The organism is Kitasatospora indigofera (genome assembly GCF_014655955.1).
In the GTDB taxonomy this organism is placed as follows: domain Bacteria; phylum Actinomycetota; class Actinomycetes; order Streptomycetales; family Streptomycetaceae; genus Kitasatospora; species Kitasatospora indigofera.
On sequence record NZ_BNBO01000189.1, the window covers coordinates 1 to 583 of the forward strand.

Annotated in this window: 1 protein-coding gene; it reads right to left on the reverse strand. The window is 75.3% G+C overall.

The features are described 5' to 3' along the window. On the reverse strand, window positions 1-583 hold a 583-nt coding region (locus IE329_RS40100), incomplete at both ends, for a condensation domain-containing protein (RefSeq protein WP_229928173.1).

Sequence of the window (583 nt, forward strand, 5' to 3'; positions counted from 1 at the left end):
GCCACTCCCGCCTGCAGCACCATGAAGAGCGTCACCCGGTGCGCCCGCGCCACCTGCAGCAACTCCCGGTGCAACTCCGCCCCCAAGGGCAGCACCACCCGGTCACCCAGGTGATCCGTCGAAGCCCGCCGCGGCCGGTCCGTCGGGAGGGGCACCTCCGCCGGGAGGTCCGCCAGGGCCTCCCGCCAGTGCGCGAGTTGGCGCGAGACCAGGCTTTCCGGGTCGTCCTCGGCGCCCAGCAGCTCGCGCTGCCAGAGCGCGTAGTCCGCGTACTGCACCGCCAGCGGCTGCCAGGCCGGCCGTTCGCCCGCCGTCCGCGCCGTGTAGGCCTCCGCCAGATCCCGCATCAACGGGCCCATCGACCAGCCGTCACTGGCGATGTGGTGCAGCACCAGGACCAGCAGATGCTCCTCCGCCGCGACCTGCAGCGCCGCCGCGCGGACCGGCAGGTCGCCGGCCAGGTCGAAGGGCCGGTCGGCGAACTCCTCCGCCACGGCGGCGGCCCCGGCGGCCCGGCAGTCCACGATCTCCAGGACGGGACGGGCGGCCTCGGCCGGCAGCACCAGCTGGCACGGCTCGCCGT